We start from the raw sequence: 21641 nt of genomic DNA, 5'->3' as shown, positions 1-21641 counted from the left end.
TAGGAGAACTTACAATGGCTAAAATAGAATTTGATAAAGTAGAAGTAGGGCAAACTCTTCCTCCGATTGATGTGCCTGTGATTGAACATGCAAATTTAGTGCGTTATGCGGGAGCTTCTGGGGACTTCAATCCGATCCACAACGATCCTGACTTTGCTAGAAAAGCTGGATTAGATGGTACCATTTCACATGGTATGTATGTAATGGCGCAGGTTGGAAGGCTATGTACATCTTGGGCAGACCAAAAGGACATAGAGTTTTTTGGAGTAACCTTCAAAGCTATGACCAAGTTAGGTGAAAAGCTCACTTGTGTAGGAACCATCAAAAAGAAATTTGAAAAAGATGGCAAAAAAACTGTCACTGTTTTGGTCGAAGCAAAAAACGAAGCAGGTGAAGTAAAAGCAGGTGGCGATTTAGTCGTGAGAGCAGTTTAGAAATTTTGAATCTAAAATAAGAATCAGAAAATTTAATTTACGTCTCAAAAGGCATCTGACGAAAGTTGGGTGCCTTTTTTATTGCCAAAGTTGGAACAAACATACAGAATTGGCACTTTCTACGTTGAGGTGAAAGGAATATTATGCAAACGTCGGACCAAATCAAATCTCAAATCCAATCTTTACTTACAAATCACCCTGAAATCAATGTCGATGTTCTATTTTTGTATGTGCCGGAATTTAAAATCCTCCACCAGTTCCTCCAAGAGGATGAAACCATCCAAGGGTATACCATTGGCCTTTTGGAAACGAAACAACAAAAGCATACAGCTGGAAAATGGTTACTGGTTCTCACGAACAAACAGATCCACTTGCTCCGTAATCCAATGTTAGGAAAAGCAACGCAAATCCCAATTGAATTTGCAAAATTAAAAAACACAGCTTCAAAACTTGGTTGGTTTTTTGGACAAATCCATTTGGAAACAGAAGAAGAAACGTTTCGAATGATCCAAATTGGAAAAAAAGATTACCAATTCTTTTTGCCAAGTTTCCAACCGCATTTAGAATAATCCAAATCTTTGCGTAGCCGATTTGGGAATATAAATCGATTAAAAATTACGACATGTTCGCATAACGAACGTAATATCTTTGCTTCGAATCGATTCTTGGAGCCTCGAAATGATAGCTCATTCGAAATCGATTCCAAATCGACCGCGCTTTACGCTCCAATCTTTCGCTTCACGAAAGGATTTCCATTGCTATCGATTCCGCAAAAAAAATTACCGTTCGCTCTTAGTTTGTCCGGTAAACAGAAATATAGTGTAAAATATACTATGGTTAGATGTTCAAATAGCAGTCGTAATGTTTAAAAAAAGATTGCATTGCTTTGCTAAGGTCTAATCAAATTGTCTCTCAGATAGATGGGGACAAAATATGAAGAATCTCGCAAACTTTACAAATTTATACAGCTTACAGAAAACACTTCGTTTTGAACTAAAACCAATTGGAAAAACTTTAGACTGGATCATCAAAAAGGATCTTTTGAAGCAGGATGAGATTCTTGCAGAAGATTATAAAATAGTCAAAAAGATTATAGATCGTTATCATAAAGATTTCATAGACCTTGCATTTGAATCCGCCTATCTACAAAAGAAGTCCTCCGATTCCTTTACCGCGATCATGGAAGCATCTATCCAATCGTATTCTGAACTTTATTTTATAAAAGAAAAGTCTGACAGAGATAAGAAAGCCATGGAAGAAATTTCCGGAATAATGCGAAAAGAAATAGTAGAATGTTTTACTGGAAAGTATAGCGAAGTTGTTAAAAAGAAATTTGGCAATCTTTTCAAAAAAGAGCTTATCAAAGAAGATTTACTGAATTTTTGCGAACCAGATGAATTACCTATCATCCAAAAGTTTGCGGACTTCACTACCTATTTTACTGGATTTCATGAAAATCGGGAGAATATGTATTCTAATGAGGAGAAAGCAACAGCTATTGCCAATCGACTCATCCGCGAAAACCTACCGAGATATCTAGATAACCTAAGGATCATTCGATCAATCCAAGGCAGATACAAAGATTTTGGTTGGAAAGATTTAGAATCCAATCTGAAGCGGATTGATAAAAATCTCCAATATTCGGATTTCCTTACAGAAAATGGCTTTGTGTACACTTTTTCCCAAAAAGGCATAGACCGGTACAATTTGATCCTGGGAGGGCAATCGGTCGAGTCGGGAGAGAAGATACAAGGACTTAATGAACTTATCAATTTGTATAGACAAAAGAATCAATTGGATAGAAGACAACTTCCAAATTTAAAAGAACTGTATAAGCAGATACTTAGTGATCGAACTAGACATTCTTTTGTACCAGAGAAGTTTTCATCTGATAAAGCACTGTTGCGATCTCTTCTGGATTTTCACAAAGAAGTGATTCAAAATAAAAATTTATTTGAGGAGAAGCAGGTAAGCCTTTTACAGGCAATCAGGGAGACACTTACTGATTTAAAATCCTTTGACCTAGATAGGATATATTTAACAAACGACACAAGTCTCACTCAAATTTCAAATTTTGTATTTGGTGATTGGTCAAAAGTTAAGACAATACTAGCAATCTATTTCGATGAAAACATAGCTAATCCTAAAGACAGACAAAGGCAATCGAATTCATATCTAAAAGCAAAGGAGAATTGGCTCAAAAAAAATTATTATTCAATACACGAATTGAATGAGGCAATTTCGGTATATGGAAAACATTCTGATGAGGAATTGCCTAACACAAAGATCGAAGATTATTTCTCTGGTCTTCAAACTAAAGATGAGACTAAAAAGCCAATAGATGTACTCGATGCAATTGTCTCTAAATATGCTGACTTAGAGAGTTTGCTTACGAAGGAATATCCTGAAGATAAAAATTTAAAATCAGATAAAGGTAGTATCGAAAAAATCAAGAACTACCTAGATTCGATTAAACTATTACAAAATTTTTTAAAACCTCTAAAACCAAAGAAGGTTCAGGATGAAAAGGATTTAGGCTTCTACAATGATCTTGAACTTTATCTGGAATCACTAGAATCAGCTAATAGCCTTTACAATAAGGTGCGAAACTATCTAACTGGAAAAGAATACTCAGATGAAAAAATCAAATTAAATTTTAAGAACTCTACACTTCTTGATGGATGGGATGAGAACAAAGAAACATCGAATTTGAGTGTTATCTTCCGAGATACCAACAATTATTATTTAGGGATACTGGATAAACAAAACAATAGAATTTTTGAATCAATACCAGAAATCCAATCTGGGGAAGAAACGATCCAAAAAATGGTTTATAAATTACTTCCGGGCGCAAATAATATGCTTCCAAAAGTATTCTTTTCAGAAAAAGGATTATTAAAATTTAATCCTTCTGATGAAATTACCTCATTATATTCTGAAGGCAGATTTAAAAAAGGAGATAAATTCAGTATCAATTCACTCCATACACTCATAGATTTTTATAAGAAATCTTTGGCAGTGCATGAGGATTGGAGTGTTTTTAATTTCAAATTTGATGAAACTAGTCATTATGAAGATATCTCACAATTTTATAGACAAGTTGAATCACAAGGGTATAAGATAACATTCAAACCGATTTCAAAAAAATATATTGATACTTTGGTAGAAGACGGTAAACTATATCTCTTTCAGATTTACAATAAGGACTTTTCTCAAAATAAAAAAGGTGGCGGAAAACCTAATTTACATACCATTTACTTTAAATCTTTATTTGAAAAAGAAAACTTAAAAGACGTTATTGTTAAGTTAAACGGACAGGCGGAAGTATTTTTTCGCAAAAAATCTATACACTATGATGAGAATATCACACGATACGGACATCATTCTGAACTCCTAAAAGGAAGATTCAGCTACCCTATCCTTAAGGACAAACGATTCACAGAAGACAAATTTCAGTTTCACTTTCCCATCACACTCAATTTTAAATCAGGAGAAATCAAACAGTTCAATGCACGAGTAAATTCCTATCTGAAACATAACAAAGATGTGAAGATCATTGGAATTGATCGCGGGGAACGCCACTTGCTGTATCTATCTTTAATCGACCAAGATGGGAAAATACTTCGGCAAGAATCCTTAAACTTAATAAAAAATGACCAAAATTTTAAAGCCATAAATTATCAAGAGAAATTGCACAAAAAAGAGATAGAAAGAGATCAGGCAAGAAAATCGTGGGGGTCCATCGAGAATATAAAAGAGTTAAAGGAAGGCTATCTGTCCCAAGTGGTACATACAATTTCAAAGTTGATGGTAGAACACAATGCCATTGTTGTTCTAGAAGATTTAAATTTTGGATTTAAACGTGGTCGCCAGAAAGTAGAACGGCAAGTCTATCAGAAATTCGAAAAAATGCTCATTGAAAAGCTAAATTTTTTGGTTTTCAAGGATAAAGAAATGGATGAACCAGGAGGTATCCTAAAAGCATACCAACTAACGGATAACTTTGTGAGCTTTGAAAAAATGGGAAAACAAACAGGTTTTGTTTTCTATGTTCCTGCTTGGAATACAAGTAAAATCGATCCTAAAACAGGTTTCGTCAATTTTTTGCATCTAAACTATGAAAATGTAAACCAAGCAAAAGAATTGATCGGGAAATTTGATCAAATTCGATATAACCAAGATAGAGATTGGTTTGAATTTCAAGTTACGACTGACCAATTCTTTACTAAAGAGAATGCTCCAGATACGCGTACCTGGATAATTTGTTCAACCCCAACCAAACGTTTTTATTCAAAACGAACAGTGAATGGTTCTGTTTCAACAATAGAGATAGATGTGAACCAAAAGTTAAAAGAACTTTTCAATGATTGCAATTACCAAGATGGTGAAGATTTAGTAGATAGGATTCTTGAGAAAGATTCCAAAGATTTTTTTTCGAAGCTCATTGCCTATTTACGAATCCTTACATCGCTTCGTCAAAATAATGGTGAACAGGGTTTTGAAGAAAGGGATTTTATACTCTCTCCGGTGGTGGGCAGTGATGGTAAATTCTTTAATTCACTAGATGCTAGTTCTCAAGAACCAAAGGATGCAGATGCAAACGGCGCCTACCATATCGCATTAAAAGGATTGATGAATCTACATGTTATCAATGAAACCGATGATGAATCCTTAGGTAAACCGAGTTGGAAAATTAGCAACAAAGACTGGCTAAATTTTGTATGGCAAAGGCCAAGCTTGAAAGCATAATCCATTGAGATCATATGGAATCCTACATCCCGATTTCGTTCCTTCATGCGAAATAAACCGATCGAAGAGTTTCCTATATTTGATGTTGAAGCAAAGGAGTAAGCTATGTTATTAATCTCGTACGATATAAGTGACACTAAACTTCGGACTAAATTTGCTAAATATTTGAAAAAGTATGGTGAGAGGCAACAATACTCGCTTTTCTCAGGATGATAGCATTATGATTTTTCAGATGAGCAAACAATGCAAGATCACAAGGTATGGATATGCAAAAAACCAAGAATCAGACCTTCTCATTGTCTGAAATGCAAACCTCCGTCTTTATGAACAAAATCTACCGAATCGAAGGTTTGTTGCCTATATTCTGTTTATTTTTTAGGCAAAAACCGGTTAAACTCCTTGCAAATTTACAAAAATACTGCCTCATCCTAGAAATACCTCTCTAAGAGAAGGTATAAATTTCTACTGTTGTAGATCTAAAGACAAACAACGTATCCGAACACTCTAAGAGAAGGTATAAATTTCTACTGTTGTAGATCTAGGCGCTCTTTCGAATTCGTATGTCTCTAAGAGAAGGTATAAATTTCTACTGTTGTAGATGTCCAGTGTCTGTCGTAAAGTAAAAGCTCTAAGAGAAGGTATAAATTTCTACTGTTGTAGATCCGAAAATGCGTCCAGACCAGTATTTTCTCTAAGAGAAGGTATAAATTTCTACTGTTGTAGATACTGAATAGAAAGAAAGCCATTAGACTCTAAGAGAAGGTATAAATTTCTACTGTTGTAGATCACGTGTTTTTGGATGAGGGCAATGCCTCTAAAAGAAGGTATAAATTTCTACTGTTGTAGATTCCATGCGTTCCAACTTTTCCATGACCTCTAAAAGAAGGTATAAATTTCTACTGTTGTAGATTTTTAATGTGCCCTTACCGTTCAAACTCTAAAAGAAGGTATAAATTTCTACTGTTGTAGATGTTCCAAGCCTTGCGTAATTGACCAGGCTCTAAGAGAAGGTATAAATTTCTACTGTTGTAGATATTGCACTGATATTTATTTATATAACTCTAAGAGAAGGTATAAATTTCTACTGTTGTAGATTTGGTCAGATATGGGGGTGATTATACTCTCTAAGAGAAGGTATAAATTTCTACTGTTGTAGATGTAAACTTTTGGTCTTCCTGTGACTTGCTCTAAGAGAAGGTATAAATTTCTACTGTGGGGAAGTTCTGATTGGTATCTATCGAACAGGTCATCCGGATTTTCGCCATCTCCGACTAAAAGGCTTGTAATCCATTCACCAAAGATGCAAAGTTCTACTCATTAGATGTTACCTAAGTCCCAAGAAGCACTCCTCTCCCTCTTCCACTCAAAAGGAAGGCTTATTTCCTTACGGAAAAAAGAACTATTCGCAAAACAAGGACTAGCTTTGGATTCAATCGGATACATAGTGTCCGGTTGCTTTAAACTTGTATACAAACGTGGGAAAAAAGAATGGATCAAATCCTTTGTCTTTCCAGGAGGTCTTTTGGGAAGTATCCCAAGTATCTTACAAAAAAAACCGTCTACTTATTTGATCCAAGCCATGGAAAGGAGTGAAGTGATTGTGCTTCCCTCACGACTCTTGTTCGAAACCTTATCCCAATCCAATTCCTACCTTTCTATTTTGAATGATTTTCTCTCCGAATTGTATTTAAAAAAAGAAGAGAGAGTTGCCGATTTTCTCCTTCTGGAACCAGAAGAACGGTATAAAAAATTCCTAGAACAATACCGAGAGCATTTGGATTCCATCTCCCAGATAGACCAGGCGGCCTACCTAGGGATTACAAATGTCGCCCTAAGCCGAATCAAAGCTAGGGTTTTTGCGCCAAAGAGTCCAAAGCCTCGACATACAGTTCGGTGAAGCGTGTACCAGAAAACGGATTCTGGGATGTCACCAAATTGCGGTCTCGGACGGCGTACGGCCTACCGGGTAAAAAGGAAGATTCATAAACCATACCTCTTTTTTCAAGTAGAGAGGATATCTTTCGCACCTTTGGAGTACCTTTCATCACAAAAGTTTCAATGAACCACTCTTCCATACTTGTCACAGAGTTCACTCTGTACCCTTTAAATAGAAAGTTCTCAGCATCCCCACTTTGGTCTAAAGTTGTGAGCAAGGCTGGTGCATGGCAAACAAGTCCAATGGCTTTGTTCTCTTTTTGAAACGTCTCGAGTAATTTAGGAAGAGTGGGATCATACAAAAGGTCTGACATCAATCCTTGCCCACCTGGGATCAGTAAACCTTGGAACGACTTACTTTTAGGAAGTACCAATTCTAAAACCTCTGGATTTTGGAAGGAGGCGTTCCTTTGTAAGAAACGAATGGCTTCTTCTTTTGCTTCTTTGCTTTCCCAATATTTATCCTTTAAGCTTTCAGGATCCATAGTAGCTGGTTTTCCCTTGGGACTTGCAAAGACCAAGTCGTATCCTTTTTGGTCAAGGGTGCGAATGGGTTCATAGAGTTCATTTATAAACACTCCCGTTGGGTAGCTTGGGTTATTATCCAAGGCCAATGTGGATGCGGCACTCATCACGATTAAGATTTTTGGTTTGGCAGACACTGGGAAAAATCCTCCCGAGAGAATGCTGATGATGAAAAGGGAAATGAGCTTTGGCTTAAGATTCATTGTTTTTCTCCTAAAGAATAGAGAATTGCAAAGGCTTGTTTTTTTTTAACTTAGGTTAAAATCTTATCATATTCTTGGAGACAGGGAGAAAAGAAATCCTTGTTTCTTTCCCTTGGTTCGTGTATGCTCCTAAGATCTTACACAAATCCATTCGATTTGGGGGCCGTATGTCTTCCTTCCATTCATTCCAATCCGAATTCCAAACCAGAACCAAGTCATTGCCCTTGGGTGCAGAGGAAATAGCAACTGAGTTAAAGACATGGTCTGTCGATCATATAGGTTCAATAGAGGCCAGAAAACCTTCAGAAGAGTTCAATGGAACAATGATGCAATTCTTCCATTGGTATTATCCTTCAGATGGTTCACTTTGGAAATTTCTCTCCGAGGAAACAGAGAATTTAGCTAAGGTAGGATTTAGTGCCCTCTGGCTTCCACCCGCCTACAAAGGTTTAGGTGGGGCCAATGATGTGGGCTATGGAGTGTATGATTTATTTGACCTAGGTGAATTTGACCAAAAAGGAACAGTCCGTACGAAATATGGAACCAAATCAGAATATGTGAATGCTGTGAAACTACTGAAAGAAAAAGGAATTCAGACATATATCGACGTCGTTCTAAACCATAGAATGGGAGCAGACTTTGAAGAAGAATTTGAAGCTACACCATACCATCCACAAAACAGAAATCATTCCTTAGGCGAGACAAGAAAAATCCGGGCATGGACTGGATTTCAATTTCCAGGCAGAAGAGATCAATACTCCACCATGAAATGGAATTGGCAACATTTTGATTCTGTAGATTACAATTCTTTAGATCCAAATTTTAAAGCAATTTGGAAAATGAAGGGAAAGGATTTCGAAGGAAAAGTTGATTTGGAATCAGGTAACTTTGACTATTTGATGGGTTGTGATTTAGATATGAATCACCCAGAAGTCATACAAGAACTCATTCATTGGGGGAAGTGGTCTTTAGATCTATTAGGAGCAGATGGCTTTCGTTTGGATGCTTTAAAACATATCAATGGAGATTTTTTTAATACCTGGTTGGATGCATTGGAAGCTTACGCAAAAAAAGATTTATATTGTGTGGGTGAATATTGGACCTATGATCTTCCAACTCTTGCTTGGTACATTGGAAATGCAGGAGGACGAATGGATTTATTTGATGCACCTCTGCATTTGAACTTTCATAAAGCGAGTCGCTCGGGTGGGAATTTTGACATGCGCACCATCTTTGACAATACCTTGATGAAGGAGTTTCCGCTCTTTGCCGTGACCATTGTTGAAAACCATGACACACAACCCTTGCAAGCCCTGGAATCTCCAGTCGAAACTTGGTTTAAACCATTAGCATATGCGATGATACTCTTACGTTCCCAAGGTTACCCATGTATTTTTTTTGCTGACTACTATGGTGCTCAATACGTTGACAAAGGAAAAGATGGCAACCAATATGAAATCAACATTCCATCTTTACGATCAAAATTAGATTTACTGATGAGTGCGAGGCAATTCTACGCACATGGCCCGCAATACGATTATATTGATCATTTCAATTGCATAGGATGGACAAGGTTAGGTAGTCCGAGTCATCCTCATAGCTTGGCTGTCCTCTTAAGCGATGGTGCCGAAGGGAGAAAGTGGATGGAAACAGGGAAACCAAACCAGAGATACAGAGATCTCATGGGGGAATGTCCAGATGCGATCCAAACAAATGAGCATGGTTGGGCAGAGTTTGTCTGTAGAGGTGGTTCTGTTTCGGTCTGGATCGAAGAAGGTATTCCAATTTAGGAAAGAAATGGAAGATAGGGAGCAGACAAACTGTTCCTTACTGCATTTACCGTTTGAGAATGAACAGATTTTATCTTTAAGTGTTGAATCTTCACTCTTAAGGAGATCAAAATAGAAATATTTTGCTTGGCTAATCAAAAAAATTTGACTCACTTAATTGTATGACTAGAGGAACACTATGATTCACAAATTAAAGATCTCATTAGCAATTCTTTTATTATTTTCCTTAGCTTGTAAGAAGGGTGAAAGTCAATCAAACGGGACTACAGACTCAAAATTTGAAAACTCATCCACCTCAAATCAAACGAGTGCAGTTGTCATTTTCGTTGTGGGCGACGTTAGGACCAATGACAAAAAACTTTCGCTAGGCGATACAATAACAGAATCCGATGTTCTCCTCACTGGCAAAAAATCTCTTTGTGATATGCAGATCCTTGATTCTGATTCAGGAGTTGTGATCCGTGTCAAAGCCGATTCAGAATTTTCTCTATCGCCTTCAAATCTTCCTGATAAAAAAGAAGTCAATCTCGTACTCAGAAAAGGTACGGCACTTTTTAAAATAAACAACAAACTTCCCAAAAATCATAAGGTATCGGTTACGATGCCGACAATGGTTGCAGGCGTTCGAGGGACTAGTTTTTCTGCCAAGATCAATAACAGTGGTGATGTCGACTTACAAGTGCTAGAGGGAGCTGTTGCTACAAGACCGAATATTTCTGAAATCGAGGCGTTACCAGATGAGCTAAAAACAAAATCGCAGGCTGTAAATGCATTGGTCACTACACTTCAAAACAAAGAACAAATCATTGAAGCAGGTCAAAAAGTAACCATTACGAAAACGTATACGGATCAAATTTTAAAAGACACAGGATTGAGAGAGAGTTTACCAAAAATAAAAGAATCTCTAAAAAAGGGAGATATTTCAGCGGCCTCTCAAAAACTAGATGAGGGAATCAAAAGCCCAGAAGAAGTAAAAACAAAAATAGTAGATAAAGTTGCAAGCCAATCGCCAATCAAAGTTGAGTCCTCAAACAATAAAGATGTACAAACACAGCTGAAAGAGTTTGAAGAATTAATTGCGATAGAAAAACAAAAACTAGAAAGCGAAACAAGCCGTAAAACAGAGATTAGCGTAAGAACAAAAGAAAGAAAGGAGTCTTTGCTTAAACGTATAGAAGAAATCACAGGTAAATCTACCGAAACACTCATTCTTAAGAATGGAAACCGTATCCAAGGCGTGATCATCCAAGAAGGTACGAATTATCATGTCCTCACTACCGAAGGTAAAAAAACATTCAAACAATCTGAAGTAGACGGAACAGAATTCTAGGATAGAATTTGGATCTTGTGGCGGGTATTTTGCAAAAATGTTCGCTACAAGAAATTTCTATACTCTTACCTAAAAGCAAACTTCGAAATTTTTCTAGCGAGAGATCGGTTTGGGTGGAAGAGAGTTTTCACTTGGAAGAAAGATTAAGGTTGCCGACTAAAGCACACTCGAAAGACTCGAAACTACCATGGTCAGTATCAATCCCAAATCACCTATCTTAGTAACAGGGGGAGCAGGTTACATCGCTTCTTGGATCATTCGTTATCTGTTAGAAGACGGAAAAACAGTTCACGCTACTGTTCGTAAATTGTCAGAACACGGAAAAATCGAACACCTCCTCGATTTGCAGAAACAATACCCAAACCAACTAAAATTCTTTGAAGCAGATCTCCTACAAGCCCGGAGTTTCCATGAGGCAATGAAAGGTGCAGAACTTGTAATCCACACTGCTTCGCCATTCTTCATCTCAGGGATCAAGGACGCACAAAAACAATTGATAGAACCTGCATTGGAAGGCACACGTAATGTACTACAGACTGTCAATGAAACATCTTCTGTCAAACGAGTTGTCTTAACATCCAGCGTCGCAGCAATCCTTGGAGACAATATTGATTCACTTTCCGTTCCGAACCACACATTTACAGAAGAACACTGGAATACAACAAGCTCTCTTACAAACCAACCTTATTCTTATTCAAAGACAGTAGCGGAACGCGAGGCTTGGGAAATTGTAAATAAACAAAATCGTTGGGATCTTTTGACAATCAATCCATCGTTTGTGATGGGCCCTTCTCTCTCAAAACGACTGGATGCCACAAGTGTAGATTTTATGAGAAATATGCTTAAGGGTGCATTCCGTCCTGGTGTACCCAACACACGCATGGGATTTGTAGATGTGAGAGATGTAGCCAAAGCACATGTATTAGCTGGATTTAGAGCAGAAGCAAAAGGTCGGCATATTCTCTCTAACCAGGTTCTACCTATGTTAGGTGCTGCTGATATCTTAAGAGCTCATTATGGAAAAAGATTCCCATTACCAACGGGTAATTTACCAAAATTTTTAGTATATCTTATTGGTCCGTTTTTTGGACTCAATTGGTCTTATACCGAGAAAAACGTAGACCAACCCCTGGAAATCGACCACAGTTATAGTGTAAAGGATTTGGGATTAGAATACCGCCCACTTTCCGAAACTTTTGTTGACCATGCAGAACAATTATTAGCAATGAAACTGATTTGATTCTTCGCTTGCTCGTGGAAATTTTTTGAAAATCCAGATAGCGAATCCTTTGGTTGATTCTTTTCTATTAGGTTCAGCAATTACCGCACTGATGTATTCTGTGGGAGAGTTTTTTAGCTACCACAGAACACGGAAACAAACTCTCTTGGGAATTGTATTTTTCTTTACGGCCTATATTCTTTTCCAATTCTACTTACTTTCCACACGCTTGATTTTAGAGGTGCCCTTCTTTTATCTCTCGGAGGCAGTTGCCGTTACCTTGTTAGGTGCATTTTTGGATGAATACCTACTAAGTGTCACGAGCGGCTCCGTTCGATCTTTTCGCAGATTAGGATTAAAACTCATTCCTTCTTCGATTCTACTGTTAAGTCTCGTCGCCTGGAAAGTATACCAAAAAGAGATAAGGATCGAGTATCTGCCAGAGGGATTAGCAGACCGTCCCAGGATGTTTGTTTCTATCTCTCTGCTTGTTTACTTTTTCTTTTTGATAAAAGCTTTCTTAAGACTCGTTCAGCAGTTTAGTTGGCAATCTCTAAAACAAAGTACAACAATAAAAATTGGACTTATCATTATCCTTTTTTGTCTCCTCGAAGCATTCAATGCTATTTGTATTCTCATACGTGGAGCTCAGATAGATTACCGCATGACGGGATTTACGATAGGGACTTTTTTGATTATCCTTTATATTCTCAGGCAAGCCTTCCCGGACTTTTTTTTGGAAGTTCGAAAAATTGTAGCCGAAGAAAAAAAAGCAAAAATCTCTCAGATCGGAAAACTAGATTTGAAAGAACTCAGGAAACAGTTGGAGAAGCTCTACCGCGATGAAAAAATCTACCAAGAAGAAAAACTAAGTCTGAGAGAGATTGCAGATCGCTTGGATCTATCTACACATCAGATTTCAGAATTTTTAAATACAGAGATGAAGATGAGTTTCTACCAATATACCAACCAATACCGCATTGAGGAGGCAAAAAGATTGATCCAAAAAGAACCTGATCGATCTTTTTTAGCCATTGCATATGACGTAGGGTTTGGGTCGAAGTCCTCGTTCAATGAAGCATTTAAAAAAATCACAGGACTTTCTCCGAGAGAATTTCGAGAAAGACAATTGTAATTCCAAGGGAGAGCCTTTGGTTATCAATCCATCGTCTTTGCACCAATATCCTTTCATTTTCTTATGATTCAATCAATCAAAGAAACGAAGCTTAACGGTAACCTAATCCGTTTCATGTTCTAGCTCAGGGATCGGTTTCACAAGGTAAACACAGCAATGACCCAAGTGCGTGGGAAGGGAAAGATTTCTACTGAAGCACTTGTGGACGCATGTATAAATCACTTCCAAGTTTGCCGAATCTTTGTTAAAGGATGGCTAGGGCATAGCAATGAAAGACCATTTGTGTTGGTTCTGAATAAAATACCACAACTTGTCCACTTCGATCGAAGCGGACATTCTTTTTTGCCTCCTTCGATCCAAGACGATGAACTTTTTTCCCTGAAGCCGTATCCTAAGAGTGTGATGAGGTTCTCTCACTGAGAAACCATCAAACAAAACATAAGGATTTCAACATGAAAAAAAACATTAGTTTATTAGTCGTTTTTGCCTTCTTTGTGCAAACTGCCTTTGCAGAAAGCATTAGAACACAAAGCTCCGTACCGGAAGTAGCACGATCCATCGTAAAAAGTGGGATGAGTGTGAAGGAAGCAAATGCCTATGTGCAAGCACATGTCTCTCCAGCAGAATATGCAAGGATTACAAAGGCAATCAAGGATGCAGAGTTTGCGGGTACCCTAGACCAAGATTGGGATAAGATCGTAAGTTCTGTAAAATTGCAGAAAGCAACGGGAAGTTATCTTCACGGAGATAATTTTGATGTATTCAAAAACACAGCTGCATCTATAACTGTCGTCGCTCTCGTTGGTTTAATCATCTCTTCAGGCGGAGCAACTACCTTAGCAACCGGCAAGCTGTATGAAGCATCGGTAGTGGGGCTATAAATTGAAAATGAATCCGTTTCCAAAGCTAAAAAACTTTGGAAACGATTCGCTTTGGCAAGCAACTATGATATTCAAATTCTTAAACAGATCTAGGCATTCATTCCAGTTTGCTATTTTATGTTTCGCATTAACAAGTGTAAGTCAAATTTTGGCAAATGAACCAAAAGTGAGTATCCTCGATTGGGAAACAAACAAACGAAAGTTTATGACTCGAGAGATTCCGATTACTGAATTACATCTATCCTCAGAGAAAAAACTCATCTTTGAACATTTCGAAATCCACAGAGGCATGTCGGAAGAGATCATATCTTTGGAAGAAGCAATGAAAGATAAGAGAATCATGACCTTAGTCTATCATCTTTCCAAAGCAGAACAAAATTTTATCGGGATCTTAGACAAGTTGGATCAGAAAGATGCGAAATCTCTACCAAGGGCAATCATTCGAATTGATGCTCCCTTTGCATTCTCTCCCAATGAATACACAGATAAAAACGTAAAATTACGCAACACTGCATTGACCATCCCCCCAAGCCAGTTCAACCAGGACTCTGAAATCTGGTTCGGTCAAAAATGGTCCTTTCCAGGCATCAGTCTGTTTGCAAGTGATAGAATTATTGATACAGCCTCATGTCCCGATGCTATCTACCACGAGTATGCACATTTAATTACAGGAAAGTATATGGGAGAAAACTCTATCGGCAGATCATTGAGTGAAGGCCTTTCCGATTATTTTGCTGCGAGTTTTTTGGATTACCCTAGCCTATATGATGCACGTACCTGTCCTGAAGTGAAACGCCAACTCTTTGTTAGAGGTTTTCAACTACAAAACGCACTGGGTCTATACAATCCAAATATAGAATCCAATTTTAAATCTGACTTCCACTTTATTCCAAGTCTACTTTGGAAGTACCGATTATTTGTAGGAAAGGAGATGGCTGACAAAACAATCCTTAAAGCCGTCCAGAAATCTGATCCAAGCACAAGATTTTATCCAGAATTTGTAGACAATCTCAGCAAATCACTGTTTGAGGAAATGATCAAAACAAAAGGTGAGAGTTTCACAAAAGAATACATATCTTTTATCGAGCGTGATCTCTTCATTCCACATGGTCTAATCACTCAGGTAAGTTATGAGAATTCTGTATTTTCCCAAACGCCAAATCAAACGATTCACTTACCTAACATTGATGACAGATCAAAATCAATATGTAAAGGACCCAATGAGTGGGAAATCCATACAGAGGATTTTTCTACAAAAGATCCAAGCGTACGACTGAAATGGAAATGTGATTCTGTTTCGATCGCATTGATCGTTGATTTTTCAAATAATGTACCAACGCAATTTTTGTTAGACCAACCCCAAACATTCTTAACTGGGAACCTGAAATTTGCAAGTATCAGTCCCAATGTCCCACCAACTGGTTATTCCCATGCAGAAAAGACTCAGTATGGAAAGATGTTTCAGTTTATAAAAAGTAAATATCTTTTTTACAGAACCCAAGAGCAGGATATGAGATTGTACTACAAAAGAGATCCTATACTAGACCGTTATCAACTCTCCTTAGAGTTTGCCTACCCTGGCATTGGCAATCGAGAATTTGCCATTCCGCTGTCTGGTTTTTAAGAACTCATTTTTAATCGAAATTCAAAAATTTATGCATAAATTTTTTTCTTTCCAAAGAACTGAGAGATCGTGTAGAGTCTTTGCCTATGAAATGGCTTTTTTTCCTATGCCTTACCCTTATCTGCTCCTGTCATGCGGAGTCAGAATTCCAGCAGGCAAAGGCTGTTCGTGGACGTTTTGACCTATCACAATTCGATTTAAATTCCCTGGTATCGCTAGATGGTGAATGGATCTTTCGCTGGAATTCAAAACTCTCTACCCAAGAGACAGAGAGCCTGAGTTATATGTTTGTTCCTGGAACCTGGACGGAACGTTACCCTTTGGCGGGACGAGCGCTCTACTCCTTACAGCTCCACTCCCTTCCAAAGACAGGTATCTATGGAATCAAAGTTTTTGAGTTCCCACAAGCTTACCGCTTATATGTTGATGGTATTTTGGTCCATGAAAACGGGCGTTATGGGGAAGATCTAAATGATACAACAAGATCTCTCGTTCGTCCTACTCTATTCTTCGCTATCGATAAAAATGAATTTGAAATCGCCATAGAGGTGGCAAACAAAGATGAAATCAAACCAGGACCAAGAAAGTCGATTCTTTTTGGCACATCAGAGAGTATCCTCAGCCTCCAATCGAGACAACATTTTACAGACTTTGTTTCTCTAGGTATCCTTGGTATCATGTTTCTTTACCATTTGGTATTATTTCTCCAAAGAAAAAAAGAACTGGGTAGCCTAATATTCGCTATTTTTTGCGCTGTCATGTTTTCTAGAATTTTAGTCACTGAAGAACATTATCTTTTGAAATTAATTCCAAATTTTCCAGTCACCTTGGAGTGGTACTTAGATGTGGGTTCCTTTATGGTTTTGACCCCCATCCTTGCTAGTTTATTTTATTTTAACTTTACACATCTATTTCGAAAGAAGATTCACCAAAGCATTTATCTATTTTTCAGTTTCTTCTCATTATCCTATTTCATTTTTAAGATAGAATGGATTTTTAACTTATTACTTGTTGGCTCTTTTTTGTCAGGAGTTTATTTTTTCCTCGTCCTAATCAAAGCTGTATTTATTCAAATGCCTGGTGCGAGGATTTTCCTAACGGGATGGACACTCTTTTTGATCACTTCTGCTTTTGATATGTTAGCCTACAATCAAATCTTTAGAACAAACTACATCAGTCATTTAGGGTTTATTTTTTATATCTTTAGCCAAGCATACTTTCTTTCGATCAAATTCAATAGAGCATTGCAAGTCTCCGAAGATTTATCAGAATCTTTAGAGCTAAAAGTTGCTGAAAGAACAGAACAATTGAATGACTCTTTAAATCTAATCCATGCTGATCTAAACCTTGCTAAGAAATTGCAAGAATCCCTTATCATGACACAAAACAAAGAGTATACTGGTTTACTCTTTGATTACCTCTACCTTCCGCAGGCTGAAGTCGGTGGAGACTTTTTTGATTATCGGAGGATCTCTGATGATAAGTACCGTGTCTTTCTAGCTGATGCGACCGGACATGGTGTACAAGCAGCGATGGTAACGATGATCATGAAAAGTGAATGTGATCGTTTTTTATCCCGAAGTCAGTCAATTTCAGATATCATGTTCCAAATCAATCAACTGTTTGTGCAAAGGTATTTGAGCGTAAGAATGTTATTCTCTGCTATTTTAGTTGAAATTGACCTGACAGAAAATCGGATTAGTTTCGTTTCCGCTGGCCACCCTGCTCAATTTTTGATTAGAAATTCCAAAGTAGAAAGCATCAAACCAAAGGGAAGAATCATTGGATGGGCAAGTAACGAAACCTTTCAGGAGGAAACAAGAGCCTTTGCAAAAGGAGATAAAGTCTGCCTATTCAGTGACGGAGTCTATGAAGATTTCAATCAAGGATCTGAAATGTATGGTGAAGAAAGATGGATACAATCAGTACAAAAGTCTTATTCTTTGTCCCCAAAAGAGATGATTGATAGGCTTTGGAAAGAAAGATTCGAATTCACCAAAAAGGAAGCAGTAGACGATGATTCCACTTTAATCGTGATGGAACGCACCTAAAAAAATGAGTGACTGCTCATTTTTGGCTTGACGACTTTTTGTCCCGACTTAGTTTCCTGAGAGCCTATGCGACGCCAAAGGAAACGTACATTCCGAACTCTTTTTACTTTTGTATTTTTTTCTATTACCTTATTCATACAATCGCTACAAGCACAGGAATTCTCTCCCCAATCTGGATGTGAAAAAGACCCACCTCCCAAATTCCTCCCCTTCCCCATGGATCCCTCCAAACAACTTTGCAAAAAGGACATCGAAGATAAAAAGGAAGGGTATTACCTCACTGGTCTCCCATTGGTAAATTCTGACCCAAATGAAGGCATAGGATATGGAGCACGTGCTTATTTGTACAATAACGGACCCAAAACGGACGGTTTGTACTTCTTTACTCCGTATCGCACTCGTCTATTTGGACAATACTTCAACACAAACAAAAATGCACAATACCACCAGATTAGTTTGGATATGCCATTTGTAGCAGATACGCAATGGAGACTCAGAGCAGATGCTTTTTTGACCATTACTCCGACTACATTGTACTTCGGAATTGGGGAGAATAGTATGTCTCCCTTGAGTTATCTTGATAGAAATCAACCTGATGGAAGAAAATTCTCAAATTCCAAGTACATTGACCAGGAAACAAATTTAACCTATTACAGACCTGGTACCTCAGCTGATCCCATTTATTTTGGAGGACAAACTCTTACTGGTCTACAATCAGGCCCAGGTTTTGTTACAACTGACCGTATGTACAATCGTTATACGATTGAAACTCCGATGGCTACTGTTAGTGGAGAACGGTCATATGTAGGAGGGACTGTCCGTCTAGTAGCAGGACTGAAAATTTCAGACAATATCATTCGAACTTACGATGGGAGAAAGGTTCGCGGCACAGATCCCCTGTATGACCAACTGACAGCCGATGTTCCAAACGCGAAAACAAGGCTCACAGAAGATAATGAGGCCGGGAAAATTTTAGGTTACCACGGTGGATATGTTAACTCTCTTCGATTGGGATTTGTGTATGATACAAGAGATTTTGAGCCAGATCCTAATTCCGGAATTTTTGCTGAAGTGACGTATGAAAAACATGCGAGAACCTTAGGTTCCGATTTCGAATTCAACAAATACTTTGCACAAATCAAACATTTCTGGAGTCCTTTCCCTAAGATCTTTGATAAGTTAGTCGTAGCCAATCGATTTGGATTGGGTCTAACAGATGGTGAGGCTCCCTTCTTCGAATACCGCAATCTCTGGGGAACAGAAGGTTTGGTTGGAGGTCTGGGAGGACTTCGGACTTTACGAGGATACAAACAGGATCGTTTTGTAGGTCGGACTATGGGATGGGGCAATACAGAAATCCGCTGGAAATTCGCCGAAGCAAAGTTAGGTTCCGAGTTTTTTACGTTTAATTTGGTTCCATTTTTAGATTATGGAAGAGTTTGGGATGATGAGCATAAGCTTAATCTAAAAAATTATTTTTACTCACAAGGGCTTGGGCTTAGAATTGCATGGAACCAAGCAACTATCATTATGATTGATTATGCCAAATCCCGTGAAGATGAGCAGCTATTTGTAAATTTTAGCCATGTGTTTTAATCTTCAGAGCCCTATACCTTTTATCAAGATATAGGGCACCAGATTACTGTGCAGGATATCCAGAGGGAGTCATTTTTCCGATCAAATAGACGGGACTCTTTTTTTCTAAAATGATTCTTTGTGTTAATTTAGTCTGCAAGGTACTTAATTGAGCATCTGAGAGGTTCAGTCCATTTCCATCCACTAACAAGGCATAATGGATAGAATCTCCTGTTTCAAGTTCATTTGGGTCATCCCAGATAAATACTAAATTTCCAGAGTCGGCAACACGATTTGGTTCAACTGACCATATAGCTTCATCCACCTTTTGTTGTATGGTTGAACCAAGTGTTTTATTATATACCTGGTTCTCCGTAAGTAGAATCAGTTGGTTTGGATTTATATGAGGTGGAAGGTAAACTTCGGTAGGTAAACTGGAATTTCTACCTCTCCAAATAATGATCAAAAATCTACGGTCTCCAAAATATTGGCTCTCTGAATTGCCAGGTTTAATTGCTCCCCAAGAAAAAACTTTATTCCAGGAATCGGACCCTACTGCATTATAATAGGTGCTCATTATTCTTCCTTGCGACTTTCTTACATATGCTCTTTGGATGACATACTTATCCAAGTTAAACTCTGTTCCATAATTTCCAACAACTGAAAAGTCCTCTCCGTTCCAAGCATCCTTACCTGTGATGAGCTTCGAGGGATTCCCATTCATATATTCTGAATGTTTATCATAATAAAAATCCCAGTGCCATTGTGTTGCCGAAACAGGGTTCGAATAAAAATCAACAAACCTTGATTTTGGATTTTCGCCTATGTCTGAAACTTCTAAAGCTTGGTATACGGCATTGATCATTCTCGCTGTATCTTTTGCGCCCGTTCCTTTCAGCCACATTCCAAACTCACTCAAAAAAGCAGGAATTTGCATAAATCGGGATTCTTTGCGTATATCATCCAGATAACGGAAATAAGTTGCATTGTCAATTCCTGTTAGATCGATACCCATCCTAGCGGCATCATAAAAATGCGAGTTAAAAACAAATTTCTGCCCTGGAGGATATTCTAAATACCCTCCTCCAGTCGCAGGAGTTATCGCTTGGCCAATATTTGTATTCCAGTAAACAAGAGGTTCTGCAAAGATCTTCTTATTTTGCCACCCATTTTGATCTAAGCTGATTCGCAATTTTTGGTAGAGTGGCCATAATTTTTGATTGTCCCACTGTGCAGGCGTTAATCCTTCCATACCTCCATCAACAGGTTCATTGATTGGATCTAAACCCAATACAAAGGAAAACTCTTCATCACTTAACTTTGATTTTATGTAGGATACAGATTTTCCAATTTGCCATATAAACTCGTCTTGCATACGTCTTGTTCCAGCTTGCGTACTAAGCGGTGCATTGTTCCAAAAATTTCGGAATGCCCTTCTGATTGCCTCATTTGTTAATGCATTCTGACTCCAGTTGGCACATACAATTCCGCAATACTCCTTTGGATAAGTCCCACCTTGTGTAATCCATTTGGGCGCACCATTACCTGTATGCCACGAATCTTTGTTAAATAAATGCCGAGAGAATAGATCTTGGTGATAATCGAGAAGTATATAGAATCGATTGTTAATCGCTTTTTTTAATTGAGATACTACTGAATCTAGATAATTATAATCAATAGTGTCTACTGCGGGATGAACTCCCTCCCAGGCTATCGTGTAACGGATGATATTTGAACCTGTCGTCTTGCCTAATCTTTGAAAAGCTAACTCAGCGTCCGATTCATTTGCAAAAGGTTTATAACCATGTTGAGCCAATTTGACATTTCCAGATATGTTAAACCCTCTGAATAGAAATTCTCTGCCAGTTCCATCTACAAAGATCCTATCATTTGTCTGGAGATAGGATTTCGCCGTATCAAAAACCTCTCTTTCCGCCAAACTGTTTCCATTTGGTAGCTCATGAAAGATTGAGCCGGCGGTCGACCGATGGTTAGCGTTCTCGGCAGAGTTGAGATCGATCGTTGTTTGAGTACCCTCTATGAGACCAAGGAAGGGAGCGGGACTTCGATTCGCTTGGCAGGAAAAAAATAGTAGAAAGCCGAGAAAAAACGCAAGTTTCCTTCGGAAAAAAATTAAAGCCATGTCAATTCACCTCAAATTTTGTGCTTTTTCCTTCGGAAAATCAAGAA

Annotated in this window: 15 protein-coding genes and 1 CRISPR repeat array; of the genes, 13 read left to right on the top strand and 2 right to left on the bottom strand. The window is 38.0% G+C overall.

The genetic code is table 11. The features are described 5' to 3' along the window. The first annotated feature begins 14 nt into the window (after window positions 1-14). From DI060_RS16055 to DI060_RS16035, 5 genes are all read left to right on the top strand, one after another. Window positions 15-434 carry a MaoC/PaaZ C-terminal domain-containing protein gene (locus tag DI060_RS16055; RefSeq protein ID WP_108977932.1) on the top strand — a complete coding sequence of 140 codons (420 nt, stop codon included), beginning with the start codon at window positions 15-17 and terminating at the stop codon, window positions 432-434. A gap of 143 nt (window positions 435-577) precedes the next feature. After that, window positions 578-1003, top strand: a complete 426-nt coding sequence (locus DI060_RS16050) for a PH domain-containing protein (protein WP_108977931.1) — start codon at window positions 578-580, stop codon at window positions 1001-1003. Window positions 1004-1367: 364 nt separating this feature from the next. Further along, window positions 1368-5183: a type V CRISPR-associated protein Cas12a/Cpf1 gene (cas12a, locus tag DI060_RS16045; protein WP_108977930.1), complete on the top strand. Its 3816-nt coding sequence runs from the start codon at window positions 1368-1370 to the stop codon at window positions 5181-5183. Window positions 5184-5288: 105 nt separating this feature from the next. Continuing rightward, window positions 5289-5396: a CRISPR-associated endonuclease Cas2 gene (gene cas2 / locus DI060_RS19340; RefSeq protein ID WP_108977929.1), complete on the top strand. Its 108-nt coding sequence runs from the start codon at window positions 5289-5291 to the stop codon at window positions 5394-5396. 227 nt (window positions 5397-5623) lie between these two features. After that, window positions 5624-6404: direct repeats of the CRISPR family, unit length 36 nt; unit sequence CTCTAAGAGAAGGTATAAATTTCTACTGTTGTAGAT. Between the two features lie 100 nt (window positions 6405-6504). Next, window positions 6505-7080, top strand: coding sequence for a Crp/Fnr family transcriptional regulator (locus tag DI060_RS16035; protein ID WP_108977928.1), 576 nt, complete (start codon window positions 6505-6507; stop codon window positions 7078-7080). Here the strand turns inward: DI060_RS16035 and DI060_RS16030 are convergent. Next, window positions 7031-7846 (bottom strand): type 1 glutamine amidotransferase domain-containing protein, encoded by an 816-nt coding sequence (locus DI060_RS16030; protein WP_108977927.1) that lies wholly within the window; start codon window positions 7844-7846, stop codon window positions 7031-7033. The two genes, DI060_RS16035 and DI060_RS16030, sit on opposite strands and share 50 nt — an antisense overlap. 167 nt (window positions 7847-8013) lie before the next feature. Here DI060_RS16030 and DI060_RS16025 point away from each other — a divergent pair, with 167 nt between their 5' ends. The 8 genes from DI060_RS16025 to omp85 all read left to right on the top strand — a co-directional run bounded on the left by DI060_RS16025 (window position 8014) and on the right by omp85 (window position 19472). Further along, window positions 8014-9636 carry an alpha-amylase gene (locus DI060_RS16025; RefSeq protein WP_108978187.1) on the top strand — a complete coding sequence of 541 codons (1623 nt, stop codon included), beginning with the start codon at window positions 8014-8016 and terminating at the stop codon, window positions 9634-9636. A 178-nt stretch (window positions 9637-9814) separates the two neighbouring features. Then, entirely contained in the window at window positions 9815-10966 is a 1152-nt protein-coding gene (locus tag DI060_RS16020) for a FecR family protein (RefSeq protein ID WP_108977926.1), read from the top strand. A gap of 187 nt (window positions 10967-11153) precedes the next feature. Next, window positions 11154-12206 carry an NAD-dependent epimerase/dehydratase family protein gene (locus tag DI060_RS16015; protein WP_108977925.1) on the top strand — a complete coding sequence of 351 codons (1053 nt, stop codon included), beginning with the start codon at window positions 11154-11156 and terminating at the stop codon, window positions 12204-12206. Window positions 12207-12231: 25 nt separating this feature from the next. Beyond that, window positions 12232-13320: an AraC family transcriptional regulator gene (locus tag DI060_RS16010; RefSeq protein ID WP_244594452.1), complete on the top strand. Its 1089-nt coding sequence runs from the start codon at window positions 12232-12234 to the stop codon at window positions 13318-13320. Window positions 13321-13772: 452 nt separating this feature from the next. Then, a complete protein-coding gene (locus DI060_RS16005) occupies window positions 13773-14201 on the top strand; it encodes a hypothetical protein (RefSeq protein WP_108977924.1) in 429 nt (142 codons plus the stop codon). Between the two features lie 7 nt (window positions 14202-14208). Beyond that, window positions 14209-15825: a hypothetical protein gene (locus tag DI060_RS16000; RefSeq protein ID WP_108977923.1), complete on the top strand. Its 1617-nt coding sequence runs from the start codon at window positions 14209-14211 to the stop codon at window positions 15823-15825. Between the two features lie 86 nt (window positions 15826-15911). Beyond that, window positions 15912-17876 carry a SpoIIE family protein phosphatase gene (locus DI060_RS19085; protein WP_209452058.1) on the top strand — a complete coding sequence of 655 codons (1965 nt, stop codon included), beginning with the start codon at window positions 15912-15914 and terminating at the stop codon, window positions 17874-17876. Between the two features lie 66 nt (window positions 17877-17942). Then, window positions 17943-19472, top strand: a complete 1530-nt coding sequence (gene omp85 / locus DI060_RS15990) for an Omp85 family outer membrane protein (RefSeq protein WP_209452057.1) — start codon at window positions 17943-17945, stop codon at window positions 19470-19472. A gap of 43 nt (window positions 19473-19515) precedes the next feature. Here omp85 and DI060_RS15985 read toward each other — a convergent pair whose 3' ends face one another. Continuing rightward, entirely contained in the window at window positions 19516-21594 is a 2079-nt protein-coding gene (locus tag DI060_RS15985; protein ID WP_108977922.1) for a cellulase family glycosylhydrolase, read from the bottom strand. Between the last annotated feature and the right edge of the window lie 47 nt (window positions 21595-21641).

This window comes from Leptospira ryugenii (assembly GCF_003114855.1).
Classification (GTDB): Bacteria; Spirochaetota; Leptospiria; order Leptospirales; family Leptospiraceae; genus Leptospira_A; species Leptospira_A ryugenii.
Note: the sequence above shows the minus strand (reverse complement) of the source record. Positions and strands in the feature narration are given on the sequence as shown.

What these genes read in the sequence shown, in the direction of transcription:
- DI060_RS16055 (WP_108977932.1), top strand. Translation starts at nt 15, where the DNA reads ATGGCTAAAATAGAATTTGATAAAGTAGAAGTAGGGCAAACTCTTCCT.
- DI060_RS16050 (WP_108977931.1), top strand. Translation starts at nt 578, where the DNA reads ATGCAAACGTCGGACCAAATCAAATCTCAAATCCAATCTTTACTTACA.
- cas12a (WP_108977930.1), top strand. Translation starts at nt 1,368, where the DNA reads ATGAAGAATCTCGCAAACTTTACAAATTTATACAGCTTACAGAAAACA.
- cas2 (WP_108977929.1), top strand. Translation starts at nt 5,289, where the DNA reads ATGTTATTAATCTCGTACGATATAAGTGACACTAAACTTCGGACTAAA.
- DI060_RS16035 (WP_108977928.1), top strand. Translation starts at nt 6,505, where the DNA reads ATGTTACCTAAGTCCCAAGAAGCACTCCTCTCCCTCTTCCACTCAAAA.
- DI060_RS16030 (WP_108977927.1), bottom strand. Translation starts at nt 7,846, where the DNA reads ATGAATCTTAAGCCAAAGCTCATTTCCCTTTTCATCATCAGCATTCTC.
- DI060_RS16025 (WP_108978187.1), top strand. Translation starts at nt 8,014, where the DNA reads ATGTCTTCCTTCCATTCATTCCAATCCGAATTCCAAACCAGAACCAAG.
- DI060_RS16020 (WP_108977926.1), top strand. Translation starts at nt 9,815, where the DNA reads ATGATTCACAAATTAAAGATCTCATTAGCAATTCTTTTATTATTTTCC.
- DI060_RS16015 (WP_108977925.1), top strand. Translation starts at nt 11,154, where the DNA reads ATGGTCAGTATCAATCCCAAATCACCTATCTTAGTAACAGGGGGAGCA.
- DI060_RS16005 (WP_108977924.1), top strand. Translation starts at nt 13,773, where the DNA reads ATGAAAAAAAACATTAGTTTATTAGTCGTTTTTGCCTTCTTTGTGCAA.
- DI060_RS16000 (WP_108977923.1), top strand. Translation starts at nt 14,209, where the DNA reads ATGAATCCGTTTCCAAAGCTAAAAAACTTTGGAAACGATTCGCTTTGG.
- DI060_RS19085 (WP_209452058.1), top strand. Translation starts at nt 15,912, where the DNA reads ATGAAATGGCTTTTTTTCCTATGCCTTACCCTTATCTGCTCCTGTCAT.
- omp85 (WP_209452057.1), top strand. Translation starts at nt 17,943, where the DNA reads ATGCGACGCCAAAGGAAACGTACATTCCGAACTCTTTTTACTTTTGTA.
- DI060_RS15985 (WP_108977922.1), bottom strand. Translation starts at nt 21,594, where the DNA reads ATGGCTTTAATTTTTTTCCGAAGGAAACTTGCGTTTTTTCTCGGCTTT.